We start from the raw sequence: 14188 nt of genomic DNA on the forward strand, positions 1-14188 counted from the left end.
TTTTGGGGGTGGGGGGTTTCGTTTTGGTTTGTTTGGGCCCCGTGGGGGGGGGGGGTGTTTCGTTGTTTTTGGGGGTAAAAAACCCGTTGGGGGGGGGGGGCCCCGGGGGGGCCCCCGCGGCCGTATCGGACGAACCGGGGTTACTTCTTGAGCGCGGTCATCGCCTTCGCGGTGACCTCGTCCACCTTGCCGAGCGCCGAGATCGTCTCGACCAGGTTCTGCGCCCGGTAGTAGTCGATGATCGGCTCGGTCTCCGTGTGGTAGACCTCCAGGCGCCGGCGGACGGTCTCCTCGGAGTCGTCGTCGCGCTGGTAGAGCTCGCCACCACAGGCGTCGCAGACGCCCGCGGTCTTCGGCGCGTTGTACGTCACGTGGAAGACGTGCGCACTGTCGTTGCGGCAGATGCGGCGACCCGCGATCCGCTTCACGACCTCGTCCTCGGGGACCTCCAGGTCCAGGACCGCGTCCAGCTGGACGTGACCCGCCTTGAGGATCTCGTCGAGCGCCTCGGCCTGGGCCACGTTGCGCGGGAACCCGTCGAGCAGGAAGCCGTTGACGGCGTCGGCCTGCTCCATGCGGTCCCGGGCCATGCCGATCGTCACGGAGTCCGGTACGAGCTGACCGGCCTTCATGTACGACTGCGCTTCGAGCCCCAGCGGCGTTCCCTGCGAGATGTTGGCGCGGAACAGGTCACCCGTGGAGATGTGCGGGATGCCCAGGTTCTTGGCAAGGTACGCGGCCTGCGTGCCCTTGCCCGCACCAGGAGGTCCGACGAGGACGATTCGCATCAGCGGAGGAACCCTTCGTAATTGCGCTGCTGGAGCTGGCTCTCGATCTGCTTCACGGTCTCCAGCCCCACACCCACGATGATGAGGATGCTCGTCCCACCGAAGGGGAAGTTGGCATTGGCGCCACCGAAGCCTGCCAACGCCATCGTCGGCACAAGAGCGATCAGACCCAAGTACAGCGAGCCCGGCCAAGTGATCCGGTTGAGCACGTAGCTCAGGTACTCGGCAGTAGGTCGACCAGCCCGGATACCCGGGATGAAGCCACCATACTTCTTCATGTTGTCGGCGACTTCCTCGGGGTTGAACGAGATCGCCACGTAGAAGAAGGCGAAGAACACGATCAGGAGGAAGTACGTAGCGATGTAGTAGGGGTGGTCACCCTTGACGAAGTGGGCTTCGATCCAGGTCTTCCACCCGGCGGTGGAGCTCGAGAACTGCGCGATCAAGGCCGGGATGTAGAGCAGCGACGACGCGAAGATGACAGGAATCACACCTGCCTGGTTCACCTTCAGCGGGATGTAAGTGGACGTACCGCCGTAGGAACGCCGGCCGATCATGCGCTTCGCGTACTGCACGGGGATGCGGCGCTGGGCCTGCTCGACGAAGACCACGAGGGCCACCATCACGAAGCCGATCAGGATGACGGTGCCGAACTCGATCCAGCCCTTGGCGAGCTTGCCGCTCTCCTTGATGGCCCACAGCGCGCCCGGGAAGCCGGCGGCGATCGAGATGAACATCAGGATCGACATGCCGTTGCCGATGCCGCGGTCGGTGATGAGCTCACCGAGCCACATGACGACACAGGTACCCGCGGTCATCGTGATGACCATGGTGGCGATGGTGAAGATCGACGGGTCGGGAACGACCTGGTCGGCGACGTTGCAGCCGCTGAACAGCGCACCGCTCTTGGCGGTGGCCACGAGACCGGTGCCCTGGAGCACGGCGAGGGCGACCGTCAGGTACCGGGTGTACTGCGTGATCTTGGCGGTACCGGACTGACCCTCCTTCTTGAGGGCCTCCAGGCGCGGGATCACGACGGTCAGCAGCTGCAGGATGATGCTGGCCGTGATGTACGGCATGATGCCGAGCGCGAAGATGGTGATCTGCAGCAGCGCTCCGCCACTGAACATGTTGACCAGGCCGAACAGGCTGTTGTTGCCCTCGCTGGCCTGCTTGACACACTGCTGGACGGCCTCGTAGCTGACGCCGGGGACCGGGATGTGGGCCCCGAGGCGGTACAGCACGATGATGGCGAGCGTGAAGAGCAGCTTCTTGCGCAGGTCGGGCGTCTTGAACGCCCGGGCGAACGCGGTGAGCACGGTGCCTCCTGCGACCCCCGCGCTATGCGTCAAGGGTGACGGTCTTGAGGTTCGACGGATAGGTATCGGTCTTCAATTCCGTGTGGGCATACCGCACGGAGTCTAGACAGTGCACGCCACCTTACCGGCGACCGTGCCCCCCTAGGAACGACCAATCGGGGATGCCCCTTTTGAGAGGCATCCCCGATCGGATGTTCAAGCCAACGAGTCGTCTCAGACGAGCTCGGTGACGGTGCCGCCGGCAGCGGCGATCTTCTCCTTGGCGGAGCCGGAGACGGCGTCGACCGTCACCTGCAGCGCCACGGTGATCTCGCCGGTGCCGAGCACCTTGACGAGCTGGTTCTTGCGAACCGCACCCTTGGCGACCAGATCGGCCACCGTGACCTCGCCACCCTGCGGGTAGAGCGCGGTGAGCTTGTCCAGGTTCACGACCTGGTACTCGGTGCGGAAGGGGTTCTTGAAGCCCTTCAGCTTCGGCAGGCGCATGTGGAGGGGCATCTGCCCGCCCTCGAAGCGCTGCGGAACCTGGTAGCGGGCCTTCGTACCCTTCGTACCACGACCGGCCGTCTTACCCTTCGACGCCTCACCACGACCGACACGGGTCTTCGCGGTCTTGGCGCCGGGGGCGGGACGGAGGTTGTGGGCCTTCAGCGGGCTGTTCTCCGCCATGTCAGTCAACCTCCTCGACCGTCACGAGGTGGCGGACGGTGTGCACCATGCCGCGGAACTCGGGACGATCCTCCTTGACAACCACGTCGTTGACCTTCTTGAGGCCGAGCGAGCGCAGGGTGTCGCGGTGGTTCTGCTTGCTGCCGATGTACGACTTCGTCTGCGTGACCTTGAGGCGAGCCATTACGCACCCGCCCCAGCACGCGCACGGAGGAGAGCCGCGGGGGCGACGTCCTCGAGGGGCAGACCACGGCGAGCCGCGATCTCCTCGGGACGCTGCAGGCCCTTGAGGGCCGCCACGGTCGCGTGCACGATGTTGATCGCGTTGTCGGAGCCGAGCGACTTCGACAGGATGTCGTGAACGCCGGCGCACTCGAGCACGGCGCGCACCGGGCCACCGGCGATAACACCGGTACCGGGGGAAGCCGGCTTGAGCAGGACGACGCCCGCGGCCTTCTCGCCCTGGATCGGGTGAGGGATGGTGCCCTGGATGCGCGGAACCTTGAAGAAGTTCTTCTTGGCTTCCTCGACACCCTTGGCGATGGCCGCGGGAACTTCCTTGGCCTTGCCGTAACCGACACCTACGGTGCCGTCACCGTCGCCCACCACGACCAGCGCGGTGAAGCTGAAGCGGCGACCACCCTTGACAACCTTGGCGACGCGGTTGATCGCGACAACGCGCTCAACGTACGCGGTCTTCTCGGCGGCAGCGCCACCGTCGCGGCCCTTCCGGTCCCGCCGCTCGCCGCCACCGGCACCGCTTCCGCGGCGCTGGGGTCCAGCCATTGGATTTACCTCTCTCTGTTACGTCCGTTAGTCCCGGAACCGGGGCTTAGAACTTCAGCCCGGCTTCGCGGGCGGCGTCAGCCAGAGCGGCAATGCGCCCGGCGTACCTGTTGCCACCACGGTCGAACACGACAGCCTCGACACCAGCGGCCTTGGCGCGCTCAGCGACGAGAGCACCGACCTGCTTGGCCTGCGCGGACTTGTCACCCTCGCCACCGCGGATCGACGCGTCCAGGTTCGACGCCGACGCAAGGGTGTGACCCTTGAGGTCGTCGATGACCTGAGCGGTGATGCCGCGGTTCGAACGCGTCACGACGAGGCGCGGACGCTCCGCCGTACCCGACACGTTCTTGCGGATGCGGATGTGGCGGCGAGCCTTGGCCGCACGCTTGTAAGCGTCGCCCTTGGCGATCTTCACACCGTATGCCATGGCTACTTACCAGCCTTTCCGACCTTGCGGCGGATGACCTCGCCGGCGTACTTGACGCCCTTGGCCTTGTACGGGTCGGGCTTCCGCAGCTTGCGGATGTTCGCCGCGACCTCGCCGACCTTCTGCTTGTCGATGCCCTCGACCGAGAACTTCGTCGGCGACTCGACCTTGAACGAGATGCCCTCGGGCGCCTCGATCAGGATCGGGTGGCTGTAGCCGAGCTGGAACTCCAGAGCGGAGCCCTTCGCGGCGACGCGGTAACCGACACCGCTGATCTCGAGCGCCTTCACGTAACCCGTGGTCACGCCGGTGATCATGTTGGCCACCAGCGTGCGGGACAGGCCGTGGAGGGCCTTGTTCTGACGCTCGTCGTTCGGACGGTTGACGTTGAGCACGCCATCCTCGCCCTTGACGATCTCGATCGGCGCGGCGACGGTGTGGCTCAGGGTGCCCTTGGAACCCTTCACCGTGACCGTGCGGCCATCGATGGTGACGTCCACGCCGGCGGGAACCTGGATAGGCAGCTTGCCAATACGCGACATGAGCTTTCCTTCCTTTCCCGACTACCAGACGTAGGCGAGGACTTCCCCACCTACGCCCTTCTTGCCTGCCTGCTGGCCGGTCAGGAGACCGTGGGACGTGGAGATGATCGCCACGCCCAGGCCGCCGAGGACCTTCGGCAGGTTGGTGGACTTCGCGTACACACGGAGGCCCGGCTTCGAGATCCGCTTGATGCCCGCGATGGAGCGCTCACGGTTCGGACCGAACTTGAGCTCGAGGACGAGGTTCTTGCCGACTTCGGCGTCCTCGACCTTCCAGCCCGTGATGAAGCCCTCCTGCTGGAGGATTTCCGCGATGTGAGACTTGATCTTGCTGTGCGGCATCGTCACGGAGTCGTGGTATGCCGAGTTCGCGTTACGCAGACGAGTCAGCATGTCCGCGATCGGATCAGTCATGGTCATGAATTGGCCTTCGGCCTCTCTCGCCGGGGTTTCCTGTATGCGCCATCCCTCTCCCCACACAGGGGCGGGACGGGTGCGGCGCGGGGACCTACGGCGTAGTAAGTCGTACGGGCGGCGGACGCCCAACCCTCCTAGCCTAAGCCATGGAGGCCTGGGCATCCGCCAACCCAGTGCTTACCGAGAGACTCCGGTCATCCCAAGTAAGGGATTACCAGGAGCTCTTGGTCACGCCCGGCAGCTCGCCACGGTGAGCCATCTCACGAAGGCACACGCGGCACAGGCCGAACTTGCGGTACACGGAGTGGGGTCGACCACAACGCTGGCAGCGCGTGTAGCCACGCACGCCGAACTTGGGCTTGCGGGCAGCCTTCGCGATGAGAGCCTTCTTCGCCATCTCGCTTACGCCTCCTTGAACGGGAAGCCGAGGTGACGCAGAAGGGCACGGCCCTCGTCGTCGTTGGTCGCCGTGGTCACCACGGTGATGTCCATACCCCGGACACGGTCGATCTTGTCCTGGTCGATCTCGTGGAACATGACCTGCTCCGTGAGACCGAAGGTGTAGTTGCCACGCCCGTCGAACTGCTTGGGGGACAGACCACGGAAGTCGCGGATGCGCGGAAGCGCGAGCGACAGGGTGCGGTCCAGGAACTCCCACATGCGGTCGCCACGGAGGGTGACGTGCGCACCGATCGGCTGGCCCTCACGCAGCTTGAACTGCGCGATGGACTTGCGAGCCTTGGTGACGGCCGGCTTCTGACCGGTGATCGTGGTCAGGTCACGGACGGCACCGTCCATGAGCTTCGAGTCACGGGCGGCGTCGCCGACACCCATGTTGACCACGATCTTCACGAGGCCGGGAACCTGCATGACGTTCTCGTACGAGAACTCCTCACGCAGCTTGCCCGCGATCTCCTCGCGGTACTTCGTCTTGAGACGCGGAGTGGTGGTAGCCATCAGATGTCCTCACCCGTCCGCTTGGCAACGCGGATCTTGTTGCCCTCGTCGTCGAAGCGGTAACCGACACGCGTGACGACCTTCTGGCCATCCTTCTCCACGACGAGCTGAACGTTGCTCACGTGGACCGGGGCCTCGGTCGTGACGATGCCACCGGCCTGCGACGGGCCGGCCTTGGTGTGCTTCTTGACCCGGTTGACACCCTCGACGAGGACGCGGTTCTCGCGGGGGAAGGCCGTGATGACCTTGCCCTGCTTGCCCTTGTCCTTACCGGTGATGACCTGGACCAGGTCGCCCTTCTTGATCTTCATGCTTACAGCACCTCCGGCGCGAGCGAGATGATCTTCATGAACTTCTTCTCGCGCAGCTCACGGCCGACCGGGCCGAAGATACGGGTGCCACGAGGGTCGCCGTCGTTCTTGAGAATGACAGCGGCGTTCTCGTCGAAGCGGATGTACGAGCCGTCCTGGCGGCGGCGCTCCTTCACGGTGCGAACGATGACCGCCTTGACGACGTCACCCTTCTTCACGTTGCCACCGGGGATCGCGTCCTTGACGGTGGCGACGATGACGTCACCGATGCCCGCGTAGCGGCGACCCGAGCCACCGAGAACACGGATGCAAAGGATCTCCTTGGCACCAGTGTTGTCGGCGACACGCAGTCGCGACTCCTGCTGGATCACGTCTATCTCCTGATTGTCTGCCGGTTCCCGGCAGGGGCACCGAAGTGCCCCTGCCGAGCCTGGCGGAACGAACTCGAAGGGTTACCCCTTCAAGCTGTGATTACTGGATTTCGCTTACGCGAAATACCTACTTGGCCTTCTCGAGGATCTCGATGACGCGCCAGTGCTTCGTCGACGACAGCTTCCGGGTCTCCATCAGGAGGACGCGGTCGCCGATGCCGGCAGCGTTCTGCTCGTCGTGAGCCTTGAGCTTGTTCGTACGGCGGATGACCTTGCCGTACAGCGCGTGCTTGACGCGGTCCTCGACGGCGACGACGACGGTCTTGTCCATCTTGTCGCTGACGACCAGGCCCTCGCGGACCTTGCGAGCGTTGCGCTCGGTCTTCTGCTCAGTCACGTTGCTCTCGCTCATCAGGCGCTCTCCACCGTCTCGATGCCCAGCTCGCGCTCACGCATCAGGGTGTAGATCCGCGCGATGTCCTTGCGGACGGACTTGAGCCGCCCGTGGTTCTCGAGCTGGCCCGTCGCCGCCTGGAAGCGGAGGTTGAACAGCTCTTCCTTGGCTTCGCGGAGCTTGTTGAGAAGCTCCTCGTTGCCCAGTTCGCGCAGCTCGGACGCCTTGGTACCGGCGGTCATCACAGCTCACCTGCTTCGCGCTTAACGATCTTGCACTTCATCGGCAGCTTGTGGGCCGCACGGGTCAGGGCCTCGCGCGCGATCTTCTCGTTCGGGTAGGACAGCTCGAACATCACCCGACCGGGCTTGACGTTCGCGATCCACCACTCCGGCGAACCCTTACCGGAACCCATGCGGGTCTCGGCAGGCTTCTTGGTCAGCGGGCGGTCCGGGTAGATGTTGATCCAGACCTTGCCGCCACGCTTGATGTGGCGGGTCATCGCGATACGAGCCGCCTCGATCTGGCGGTTGGTCACGTACGCCGGCGTGAGGGCCTGAATGCCGTACTCGCCGAACGCAACCTGCGTACCACCCTTGCTCATACCCGAGCGCTTGGGGTGGTGCTGCTTGCGGTGCTTGACCCTACGGGGGATCAGCATTTCGGTCAGGCCTCCGTTCCGGTGCTCTCAGCCGGAGCGGCAGCGGCGGCGGGAGCGTCGGCCTTGGGGGCCTCGGCAGCCGGCGCGGACTGCTGCTGCGGCTTGCGGCCGCGGCCGCCACGCTCGCCACCGCGGCCACCACGGCCGGCGGGACGGTCGCCAGCGCCACCCGCGCCACGGGCCGGGCGGTTACCCGCACGGGCCGCAGCGTTCTCGGCGCGGACCTCGGCGATGTTCTTGACGTCGCCCTTGTAGATCCAGACCTTGACGCCAATACGACCGAAGGTCGTCTTGGCCTCGAAGAAGCCGTAGTCCACGTTCGCGCGGAGCGTGTGCAGCGGCACACGGCCCTCGCGGTAGAACTCGGAGCGGGACATCTCGGCGCCGCCGAGGCGACCGCCGCACTGGATCTTGATGCCCTTGGCGCCGGCCTTCATCGTGCCCTGCATGCTCTTACGCATGGCGCGACGGAAGGAGACGCGGGAGGAGAGCTGCTCGGCAACGGCCTGAGCAACCAGCTGAGCGTCCATCTCGGGGTTCTTGACCTCGAGGATGTTCAGCTGGACCTGCTTGCCCGTGAGCTTCTCGAGGTCACCGCGGATGCGGTCGGCCTCGGCGCCACGGCGGCCGATGACGATGCCGGGACGCGCGGTGTGGATGTCCACCCGCACGCGGTCACGGGTGCGCTCGATCTCAACCTTCGAGATGCCGGCGCGCTCCATGCCGGACGTCATCATCCGACGGATGGCGACGTCTTCCTTGACGTAGTCCTTGTACAGCTTGTCGGCGTACCAACGGGACTTGAAGTCCGTGGTGATGCCGAGCCGGAACCCATGCGGGTTAACCTTCTGGCCCATTACCGGGTTCCTTCCTTGCTGCTGACGACCACGGTGATGTGGCTGGTCCGCTTACGGATCCGGTAGGCACGGCCCTGAGCACGCGGACGGAACCGCTTCAGGGTCGGGCCCTCATCCACGTACGCCTCGCTGATGACCAGCGAAGAGGCGTCAGTGTGGTCGTAGTTGTGTGCAGCGTTGGCGATGGCGCTGTCCAGCACCTTGCCAACCGGCACGCTCGCGGCCTGCGGGGCGAAACGCAGGACCGCCTGAGCCTCCGTGGCGTCCATGCCACGGATAAGGTCCACCACGCGGCGGGCCTTCATGGGCGTGACGCGGATGTACCGCGCCTGGGCCCTGGCTTCCATGGTTGTCCTTCCAGTGTCTGTCATGGTCGATTCCACCCCGCTACTAGCGGCGCTTCGACTTCCGGTCGTCCTTCACGTGACCCCGGAAGGTGCGCGTCGGCGAGAACTCGCCGAGCTTGTGGCCGACCATCGACTCGGTGACAAACACCGGGATGTGGGTCTTGCCGTTGTGCACCGCGATCGTGTGGCCGAGCATGGCCGGGATGATCATCGAGCGACGGGACCAGGTCTTGATGACGTTCTTGGTACCGGCTTCGTTCTGTACGTCCACCTTCTTTACGAGGTGTCCGTCGACGAAGGGTCCCTTCTTGAGACTGCGCGGCATCTAAACCCGCTCCTAGCGCTTCTTGTTCGTCTTGCGGCGGCGGACGATGTACTTGCTCGAAGCCTTCTTCGGCGAGCGAGTACGACCCTCCTTCTGACCCCACGGGGAGACCGGGTGGCGACCACCGGAGGTCTTACCCTCACCACCACCGTGCGGGTGGTCCACCGGGTTCATCGCCACACCGCGGACGGTCGGGCGAACGCCCAGCCAACGCTTACGGCCGGCCTTGCCCCAGTTGATGTTCGACTGCTCGGCGTTGCCGACCTCGCCGATGGTGGCGCGGCAGCGGGCGTCGACGAGACGGATCTCACCGGACGGCATACGAAGGTGGGCCATCGTGCCCTCCTTCGCCAGCAGCTGCACGGAGGCACCAGCGGAGCGCGCGAACTTGGCGCCGCCACCGGGACGGATCTCGATCGCGTGGATCGTGGTACCGACCGGGATGTTGCGGAGCGCCAGGTTGTTGCCGGGCTTGATGTCAGCGCCGGGGCCGTTCTCGACGCGGTCACCCTGCGTCAGACCCTTGGGGGCGATGATGTAGCGCTTCTCGCCGTCCACGTAGTGGAGCAGCGCGATGCGCGCGGTGCGGTTGGGGTCGTACTCGATGTGAGCGACCTTGGCCGGCACGCCGTCCTTGTCGTGACGACGGAAGTCGATCACGCGGTAGGCGCGCTTGTGGCCGCCACCCTGGTGTCGAACCGTGATCCGACCGGTGTTGTTACGGCCGCCCTTGCTGTGCAGGGGGCGGACCAGCGACTTCTCCGGCGTGGACCGCGTGATCTCGACGAAGTCGGCTACGGAGGAGCCACGGCGGCCCGGCGTAGTCGGCTTGTACTTGCGGATTCCCATTTCTCAGTCCTCGTCCGATTCCGGACGATCCAGACCGCCGTTAGGCGGTCGGACCGCCGAAGATGTCGATACGGTTGCCCTCGGCAAGGGTCACGATGGCGCGCTTGGTGTCCTTGCGCTTACCGAATCCGGCCTTGGTGCGCTTGCGCTTGCCCTGGCGGTTGATCGTGTTGACCCCGGTGACCTTGACCGAGAAGACCGCCTCGACGGCCTGCTTGATCTGGGTCTTGTTGGAGCCAGGCGCGACGATGAACGTGTACTTGTTCTCGTCCAGCAGGGCGTAGCTCTTCTCCGAGACAACCGGCTTGACGAGAATGTCGCGCGGGTCCGAGAAGGTCTTGCTGGTGACGACGGCCTCAGTCATCAGGCGTCGCTCCCTTCGGTCTCAGCGGTCTGGGGGCCAGACACGAAGGACTCGAGGGCGGCCTGAGTGAAGACCACGTCGTCGGAGACGATCACGTCGTACGTGTTGAGCTGGCCCGGCTCCAGGATGTGCACCTGGGGCAGGTTACGAGCGGACAGCCACGCGGCCTCGTCGGAGCGCTCGACGACCAGGAGCAGGTTCTTGCGCTCCGAGATCTTGCCGAACAGCGTCTTCGCGGCCTTGGTGGAGACGTCACCCTCGACCACGCCGGTCACGACGTGGATGCGGGAGTGGGTGGCCCGGTCCGAGAGGGCACCGCGGAGGGCGGCGACCTTCATCTTCTTCGGGGTCCGCTGCGAGTAGTCACGCGGCTGCGGGCCGTGGACGACGCCACCACCGGCGAACTGCGGGGCGCGGGTCGAACCCTGACGGGCGCGGCCGGTGCCCTTCTGGCGGTAAGGCTTCTTGCCACCACCACGGACTTCGCCACGACGCTTGGTCTTGTGCGTACCCTGACGGGCCGCTGCCAGCTGCGCGACGACGACCTGGTGGATCAGCGGAACGCTGACCTTGGCGCCGAAGATCTCCTCGGGGAGCTCGACGGTCCCGGTCTTGTCGCCTGCCGGCGAAAGGATGTCAATGGTGCTCATCGGTTCCTCAAACCCCCTTGGCCGCGGTGCGGACCAGGACGAGGCCACCGTTGGGGCCGGGGACGGCGCCCTTGATGAGCAGCAGACCCTTCTCGGCGTCAACGGCGTGGACGGTCAGGTTCTGGGTGGTCACACGCTCGTTGCCCATGCGACCAGCCATCTTCATGCCCTTGAAGACACGGCCCGGGGTGGCGCAGCCACCGATGGAACCGGGCTTGCGGTGCACGCGGTGGGCACCGTGCGACGCCTTGCCACCACGGAAGTTGTGGCGCTTCATGACACCGGCGAAGCCCTTGCCCTTGCTCTTGCCGGTGACGTCGACCTTCACGCCGGCCTCGAAGAGCTCGGCGGTGATCTCCTGGCCGAGCGTGTACTCGGAGGCGTCAGCGGTGCGGAGCTCCACCAGGTGGCGGCGCGGGGTGACGTCGGCCTTGGCGAAGTGACCCTTGAGGGGCTTGTTCACCTTGCGAGGGTCGATCTCGCCGAAGGCGATCTGGACCGACTCGTAGCCGTCGACGTCGTTCGTACGCACCTGGGTCACGACATTGGGGCCGGCCTTGACGACGGTCACCGGGACGACCCGGTTGTTCTCGTCCCAGACCTGCGTCATGCCGAGCTTCTCGCCCAGGATGCCCTTGATGTTCTTAGCCATCTCGCGCGCCCTCAGAGCTTGATCTCGATGTCAACGCCCGCCGGGAGGTCGAGACGCATGAGCGAGTCAACCGTCTTCGGCGTGGGGTCGAGGATGTCGATGAGGCGCTTGTGCGTGCGCATCTCGAAGTGCTCGCGCGAGTCCTTGTACTTGTGCGGCGACTTGATGACGCAGTACACGTTCTTCTCAGTGGGCAGCGGCACCGGGCCTGCGACCGACGCACCAGTGCGGGTCACCGTCTCGACGATCTTCTTCGCCGAGGAGTCGATGACCTCGTGGTCGTAGGCCTTGAGCCGGATGCGGATCTTCTGTCCCGCCATGGCTACTAGTAGTCCTTTGTCTCGTAAACGCTCTGGAACCTGGTCGGCTGTGCTAGCTGTGGAGCGTCGCCGTCCTCCGACCCACGCGGTCGGGCGTGTCGCGCTCCCTCTACGCAGAAATCCCTGAGGATTTCCCAACCAAGGGGGCGCGGTCACCATGACCGCCGGCCGGGGGCTGCTGCACTGACTCCACTGGCCCACCGGGTGCCTGGCCGGTACCCCGCTGACGCTTCCCAGAAGATTCCCGTACGTCCGCCCCTGAGAAGGGGCGACGAGTACTGTGGGACTCGCTTCCGGTCCTCCCGACGGGAGGCGCGCAGCATCGGCACTCAACCGAGCAACCCCGACAGTCTGCCACACCGGGCCATGCCGCCGCCAATCGGAACCGGAGACTGTACCCCACGTCACGTACGGCCATGCGCCGGGGCGCGAGCGCCGGGTCGCGATCAGCCGGACGGCGCGCCCTCCCGGTTCACCCCAAGCGCCGTGCGCGCTCCGTGAGATGACGGCGTTCGGGGGCGCTGGTCGTCCGGCGGGCCGCCTCCCGGTACGCGACGGCCGCCTCCTCCTTCTCACCGAGAAGTTCGAGCAGATGGGCCCGGGTGGCGAGCAGCCGGTGGTACCCGGCCGTGCGCTTGTCCGCCGCCAGCTCCTCCAGGAGGGCCAGACCGGCCGCCGGGCCGTGGACCATCGCCACGGCCACCGCCCGGTTGAGGGTGATCACCGGGTTCGCCCCGGTCCGCTCAAGGAGCTCGTAGAGCGCGAGGATCTGCGGCCAGTCGGTGGCCTCGGCGGACTCCGCCTCGTCGTGGACGGCCGCGATCGCCGCCTGCAGCTGGTACGGGCCGACCTGGCCGCGCGGCAGGGTACGGCTGATCAGCTCCACGCCCTCCGCGACGAGCCCGGCGTCCCAGCGCCCCCTGTCCTGCTCCGCGAGCGGCACCAGCTCGCCGTGCGGGCCCGTGCGGGCCGGCCTGCGGGCGTCGGTGAGCAGCATCAGGGCCAGCAGGCCCGCCGTCTCGGTGTCCTCCGGCAGCAGCCGGTGGAGCAGCCGTGCGAGCCGGATCGCCTCGGTGGACAGCTCGGGCGCGACCAGTGCGTCCCCACCGCTGGCCGTATAGCCCTCGTTGAAGATCAGGTAGAGCACGTGCCGTACGTCGGCGAGGCGGGCCGTGCGGTCCTCGCCCTCGGGCAGCGCGAACGAGCCGCCGGCCGTCCTGATCGTCTGCTTGGCCCGGCTGATCCGCTGCGCCATGGTCGACTCGGGTACGAGGAAGGCGGCGGCGATCTGCCCGGTGGTGAGGCCGCCCACGGCGCGCAGGGTGAGCGCGATCCGGCTGGGCGGCGACAGGTCCGGGTGGCAGCAGAGGAAGAGCAGCGACAGCGAGTCGTCCCGGTCGGTGTCCGGGGCGTCGTCCGCGGCGCGCGCGAGGAGCGCCGAGTCCGGGGTCGCGAGGGCCACGGCGTCCTCGCGACGCCTGCGCGCGGCCTCGCTGCGGACCAGGTCGATGTACCGGCGGGCGGCGACGGTCACCAGCCATCCGCGCGGGTTGTCGGGGACGCCCTGCCGGGGCCATTGCTCGGCGGCGGCGATCAGGGCCTCCTGGACGGCGTCCTCGCAGACGTCGAAGGCGCCGTACCGCCGTACGAGCGCGCCGAGGACCTGCGGCGCACAGGTGCGCAGCAGGTCCTCGATCTCGTGCGTGCCGGTCACACGTCCGCCGCGGACTCGTGCAGGACCGGCCAGAGCTCGACGGGGTCGACGTCCGCGAACGGCATGTCGGCGGCGATCTGCTGGGCGCGCTCCAGGCTGTCGCAGTCGAGCAGGTAGAAGCTGGCCAGGTACTCCTTGGTCTCCAGGTACGGGCCGTCGGTGACCGCGGGGGCGCCGCCCTCACGGCGGACCAGCTGGGCGGCGGCGGCGTCGGCGAGTCCGTACGCGCCGACCAGCTCGCCGCTCTCCCGGTACTTGCGGTTGAAGGCCTCCTGCTTGGCGATCGCCTCGGGCCAGGCCTCGGCGGGGAAGGAGTCCCACTTGGCCTGGTTGCCGTAGATCATCGCGACGTACTTCATCTCGGGTGTCCTCCCCGTCCCGCGCGCCCCTGTGGCGCGCTTTCACCCTTGGGTCGGAGCCATGATCACCGCTTCGACATCCCTCCGCGGGATTTCCCGAACTTTT

General features: G+C 66.4%; 25 protein-coding genes. All 25 read right to left on the bottom strand.

Features of this window, described 5'->3' with window-relative positions; all coding sequences use genetic code 11:
- Positions 1–140 precede the first annotated feature (140 nt).
- Positions 141–788, bottom strand: a complete 648-nt coding sequence (locus tag ACIA8N_RS34435) for an adenylate kinase (RefSeq protein WP_365784180.1) — start codon at positions 786–788, stop codon at positions 141–143.
- Entirely contained in the window at positions 788–2107 is a 1320-nt protein-coding gene (gene secY / locus ACIA8N_RS34440) for a preprotein translocase subunit SecY (protein ID WP_365784178.1), read from the bottom strand. Before secY ends, ACIA8N_RS34435 begins: the two co-directional genes overlap by 1 nt.
- Before the next feature lie 213 nt (positions 2108–2320).
- Entirely contained in the window at positions 2321–2776 is a 456-nt protein-coding gene (gene rplO / locus ACIA8N_RS34445; protein ID WP_030214036.1) for a 50S ribosomal protein L15, read from the bottom strand.
- Position 2777: 1 nt separating this feature from the next.
- Positions 2778–2960, bottom strand: coding sequence for a 50S ribosomal protein L30 (rpmD, locus tag ACIA8N_RS34450; protein WP_015035589.1), 183 nt, complete (start codon positions 2958–2960; stop codon positions 2778–2780).
- Positions 2960–3562 (bottom strand): 30S ribosomal protein S5, encoded by a 603-nt coding sequence (gene rpsE, locus ACIA8N_RS34455; RefSeq protein ID WP_017239585.1) that lies wholly within the window; start codon positions 3560–3562, stop codon positions 2960–2962. The genes rpmD and rpsE overlap by 1 nt, the downstream gene beginning before the upstream one ends.
- Positions 3563–3608: 46 nt before the next feature.
- On the bottom strand, positions 3609–3992 hold the full coding sequence (gene rplR / locus ACIA8N_RS34460; protein WP_015035587.1) for a 50S ribosomal protein L18: 384 nt from the start codon (positions 3990–3992) through the stop codon (positions 3609–3611).
- Positions 3993–3994: 2 nt separating this feature from the next.
- Positions 3995–4534: a 50S ribosomal protein L6 gene (rplF, locus tag ACIA8N_RS34465; protein WP_030549261.1), complete on the bottom strand. Its 540-nt coding sequence runs from the start codon at positions 4532–4534 to the stop codon at positions 3995–3997.
- Between the two features lie 21 nt (positions 4535–4555).
- Positions 4556–4954 (bottom strand): 30S ribosomal protein S8, encoded by a 399-nt coding sequence (gene rpsH, locus ACIA8N_RS34470; protein ID WP_015035585.1) that lies wholly within the window; start codon positions 4952–4954, stop codon positions 4556–4558.
- A 208-nt stretch (positions 4955–5162) separates the two neighbouring features.
- The gene (locus tag ACIA8N_RS34475) at positions 5163–5348 is read right to left on the bottom strand and encodes a type Z 30S ribosomal protein S14 (RefSeq protein ID WP_003948630.1); all 186 of its coding nucleotides are present in this window, start codon (positions 5346–5348) and stop codon (positions 5163–5165) included.
- 5 nt (positions 5349–5353) lie between these two features.
- Positions 5354–5911, bottom strand: a complete 558-nt coding sequence (gene rplE / locus ACIA8N_RS34480) for a 50S ribosomal protein L5 (RefSeq protein WP_106975815.1) — start codon at positions 5909–5911, stop codon at positions 5354–5356.
- Positions 5908–6219, bottom strand: a complete 312-nt coding sequence (rplX, locus tag ACIA8N_RS34485) for a 50S ribosomal protein L24 (RefSeq protein ID WP_030214024.1) — start codon at positions 6217–6219, stop codon at positions 5908–5910. Before rplX ends, rplE begins: the two co-directional genes overlap by 4 nt.
- A 2-nt stretch (positions 6220–6221) precedes the next feature.
- Positions 6222–6590 carry a 50S ribosomal protein L14 gene (gene rplN / locus ACIA8N_RS34490; protein ID WP_003956455.1) on the bottom strand — a complete coding sequence of 123 codons (369 nt, stop codon included), beginning with the start codon at positions 6588–6590 and terminating at the stop codon, positions 6222–6224.
- 127 nt (positions 6591–6717) lie between these two features.
- Complete coding sequence (gene rpsQ, locus ACIA8N_RS34495) at positions 6718–7002, bottom strand: 30S ribosomal protein S17 (RefSeq protein ID WP_030214021.1); 285 nt, start codon at positions 7000–7002, stop codon at positions 6718–6720.
- A complete protein-coding gene (rpmC, locus tag ACIA8N_RS34500) occupies positions 7002–7226 on the bottom strand; it encodes a 50S ribosomal protein L29 (RefSeq protein WP_030214018.1) in 225 nt (74 codons plus the stop codon). Before rpmC ends, rpsQ begins: the two co-directional genes overlap by 1 nt.
- Complete coding sequence (gene rplP, locus ACIA8N_RS34505; protein ID WP_015035580.1) at positions 7226–7645, bottom strand: 50S ribosomal protein L16; 420 nt, start codon at positions 7643–7645, stop codon at positions 7226–7228. Before rplP ends, rpmC begins: the two co-directional genes overlap by 1 nt.
- Positions 7646–7650: 5 nt before the next feature.
- Entirely contained in the window at positions 7651–8502 is an 852-nt protein-coding gene (gene rpsC, locus ACIA8N_RS34510) for a 30S ribosomal protein S3 (RefSeq protein ID WP_030214015.1), read from the bottom strand.
- Positions 8502–8849, bottom strand: a complete 348-nt coding sequence (gene rplV / locus ACIA8N_RS34515) for a 50S ribosomal protein L22 (RefSeq protein WP_004571827.1) — start codon at positions 8847–8849, stop codon at positions 8502–8504. Before rplV ends, rpsC begins: the two co-directional genes overlap by 1 nt.
- A gap of 43 nt (positions 8850–8892) precedes the next feature.
- The gene (rpsS, locus tag ACIA8N_RS34520) at positions 8893–9174 is read right to left on the bottom strand and encodes a 30S ribosomal protein S19 (protein ID WP_024755409.1); all 282 of its coding nucleotides are present in this window, start codon (positions 9172–9174) and stop codon (positions 8893–8895) included.
- Between the two features lie 12 nt (positions 9175–9186).
- Positions 9187–10023 (bottom strand): 50S ribosomal protein L2, encoded by an 837-nt coding sequence (rplB, locus tag ACIA8N_RS34525; protein WP_030214008.1) that lies wholly within the window; start codon positions 10021–10023, stop codon positions 9187–9189.
- 40 nt (positions 10024–10063) lie between these two features.
- Complete coding sequence (rplW, locus tag ACIA8N_RS34530) at positions 10064–10387, bottom strand: 50S ribosomal protein L23 (RefSeq protein WP_024755407.1); 324 nt, start codon at positions 10385–10387, stop codon at positions 10064–10066.
- Positions 10387–11037: a 50S ribosomal protein L4 gene (gene rplD, locus ACIA8N_RS34535; RefSeq protein ID WP_365784172.1), complete on the bottom strand. Its 651-nt coding sequence runs from the start codon at positions 11035–11037 to the stop codon at positions 10387–10389. Before rplD ends, rplW begins: the two co-directional genes overlap by 1 nt.
- A gap of 7 nt (positions 11038–11044) precedes the next feature.
- The gene (gene rplC / locus ACIA8N_RS34540) at positions 11045–11689 is read right to left on the bottom strand and encodes a 50S ribosomal protein L3 (RefSeq protein WP_024755405.1); all 645 of its coding nucleotides are present in this window, start codon (positions 11687–11689) and stop codon (positions 11045–11047) included.
- Positions 11690–11700: 11 nt separating this feature from the next.
- Positions 11701–12009 carry a 30S ribosomal protein S10 gene (rpsJ, locus tag ACIA8N_RS34545; protein WP_003948644.1) on the bottom strand — a complete coding sequence of 103 codons (309 nt, stop codon included), beginning with the start codon at positions 12007–12009 and terminating at the stop codon, positions 11701–11703.
- 472 nt (positions 12010–12481) lie between these two features.
- Positions 12482–13723, bottom strand: coding sequence for a sigma-70 family RNA polymerase sigma factor (locus ACIA8N_RS34550; RefSeq protein WP_365784170.1), 1242 nt, complete (start codon positions 13721–13723; stop codon positions 12482–12484).
- Complete coding sequence (locus tag ACIA8N_RS34555; protein WP_030213997.1) at positions 13720–14082, bottom strand: YciI family protein; 363 nt, start codon at positions 14080–14082, stop codon at positions 13720–13722. Before ACIA8N_RS34555 ends, ACIA8N_RS34550 begins: the two co-directional genes overlap by 4 nt.
- Positions 14083–14188: the final 106 nt, after the last annotated feature.

Source organism: Streptomyces sp. NPDC051822, from assembly GCF_044452745.1.
Lineage (GTDB): Bacteria > Actinomycetota > Actinomycetes > Streptomycetales > Streptomycetaceae > Streptomyces.

What these genes read in the sequence shown, in the direction of transcription:
- ACIA8N_RS34435 (WP_365784180.1), bottom strand. Translation starts at nt 788, where the DNA reads ATGCGAATCGTCCTCGTCGGACCTCCTGGTGCGGGCAAGGGCACGCAG.
- rplO (WP_030214036.1), bottom strand. Translation starts at nt 2,776, where the DNA reads ATGGCGGAGAACAGCCCGCTGAAGGCCCACAACCTCCGTCCCGCCCCC.
- rpmD (WP_015035589.1), bottom strand. Translation starts at nt 2,960, where the DNA reads ATGGCTCGCCTCAAGGTCACGCAGACGAAGTCGTACATCGGCAGCAAG.
- rpsE (WP_017239585.1), bottom strand. Translation starts at nt 3,562, where the DNA reads ATGGCTGGACCCCAGCGCCGCGGAAGCGGTGCCGGTGGCGGCGAGCGG.
- rplR (WP_015035587.1), bottom strand. Translation starts at nt 3,992, where the DNA reads ATGGCATACGGTGTGAAGATCGCCAAGGGCGACGCTTACAAGCGTGCG.
- rplF (WP_030549261.1), bottom strand. Translation starts at nt 4,534, where the DNA reads ATGTCGCGTATTGGCAAGCTGCCTATCCAGGTTCCCGCCGGCGTGGAC.
- rpsH (WP_015035585.1), bottom strand. Translation starts at nt 4,954, where the DNA reads ATGACCATGACTGATCCGATCGCGGACATGCTGACTCGTCTGCGTAAC.
- ACIA8N_RS34475 (WP_003948630.1), bottom strand. Translation starts at nt 5,348, where the DNA reads ATGGCGAAGAAGGCTCTCATCGCGAAGGCTGCCCGCAAGCCCAAGTTC.
- rplX (WP_030214024.1), bottom strand. Translation starts at nt 6,219, where the DNA reads ATGAAGATCAAGAAGGGCGACCTGGTCCAGGTCATCACCGGTAAGGAC.
- rpsQ (WP_030214021.1), bottom strand. Translation starts at nt 7,002, where the DNA reads ATGAGCGAGAGCAACGTGACTGAGCAGAAGACCGAGCGCAACGCTCGC.
- rpmC (WP_030214018.1), bottom strand. Translation starts at nt 7,226, where the DNA reads ATGACCGCCGGTACCAAGGCGTCCGAGCTGCGCGAACTGGGCAACGAG.
- rplP (WP_015035580.1), bottom strand. Translation starts at nt 7,645, where the DNA reads ATGCTGATCCCCCGTAGGGTCAAGCACCGCAAGCAGCACCACCCCAAG.
- rpsC (WP_030214015.1), bottom strand. Translation starts at nt 8,502, where the DNA reads ATGGGCCAGAAGGTTAACCCGCATGGGTTCCGGCTCGGCATCACCACG.
- rplV (WP_004571827.1), bottom strand. Translation starts at nt 8,849, where the DNA reads ATGGAAGCCAGGGCCCAGGCGCGGTACATCCGCGTCACGCCCATGAAG.
- rpsS (WP_024755409.1), bottom strand. Translation starts at nt 9,174, where the DNA reads ATGCCGCGCAGTCTCAAGAAGGGACCCTTCGTCGACGGACACCTCGTA.
- rplB (WP_030214008.1), bottom strand. Translation starts at nt 10,023, where the DNA reads ATGGGAATCCGCAAGTACAAGCCGACTACGCCGGGCCGCCGTGGCTCC.
- rplW (WP_024755407.1), bottom strand. Translation starts at nt 10,387, where the DNA reads ATGACTGAGGCCGTCGTCACCAGCAAGACCTTCTCGGACCCGCGCGAC.
- rplD (WP_365784172.1), bottom strand. Translation starts at nt 11,037, where the DNA reads ATGAGCACCATTGACATCCTTTCGCCGGCAGGCGACAAGACCGGGACC.
- rplC (WP_024755405.1), bottom strand. Translation starts at nt 11,689, where the DNA reads ATGGCTAAGAACATCAAGGGCATCCTGGGCGAGAAGCTCGGCATGACG.
- rpsJ (WP_003948644.1), bottom strand. Translation starts at nt 12,009, where the DNA reads ATGGCGGGACAGAAGATCCGCATCCGGCTCAAGGCCTACGACCACGAG.
- ACIA8N_RS34555 (WP_030213997.1), bottom strand. Translation starts at nt 14,082, where the DNA reads ATGAAGTACGTCGCGATGATCTACGGCAACCAGGCCAAGTGGGACTCC.